We start from the raw sequence: 583 nt of genomic DNA on the forward strand, positions 1-583 counted from the left end.
CGCCGGCCCTGCTCGACGTGGTCGGCGTCGCGCCCGGCGGCGTGGTGGACCGGGGGGCGCGGGTGCTCGTCCTCGGGCTCGTCGTGTTGATCGTGGTGAGCGCGGCGGCGGCGATGCTGCAGAGCGTCGACCGGGACCGGCCGTCCCACGCGAGCGCGCCCGCCGATGCGTCGGCGGGCTCCCCGCCGGCAGCGCAGCCCCTGACGCCGTCGGTCACGATCGGCCCCGGTGCACACGACTCCGTCGCCGAGTACCTCGAGGCCAGTCGGCAGAACCTGGCGTCCCTGACCGCCGCAGCCCCCGCCGCGGACCTCTACGCCGTCGCGAGCCTCGCTGCCCCGGTCACCCCCGACGAGATGCTCGGAGTTCTCGGCGCGTACCGGGCCGTGCAGGTGTTCTTCACCGCCGGGACCGGCGGGGAGGTTGAGCAGGCCACCGTGCGTGACCCGGTCGCCGACGTGCACGCCGCCTTCGTCTCGGCGGCCACCCAGGCGCAGGCGCGGGCCGCGGCCGAGGCGGGAGCCGGTGAGGTCGGCGCGCAGGAGCGGGACCGCGAGGCCTCGGCGCAGTTGCGGGCCGGGTG

1 pseudogene is annotated in these 583 nt (G+C 77.4%); it reads left to right on the forward strand.

Annotated elements, in window-relative coordinates:
- Positions 1-583 (forward strand): annotated as a pseudogene (locus ND748_RS33475) (hypothetical protein); the annotation flags it as partial.

Origin of the sequence: Frankia sp. AiPs1 (assembly GCF_023716945.1) — a bacterium.
Lineage (GTDB): Bacteria > Actinomycetota > Actinomycetes > Frankiales > Frankiaceae > Frankia.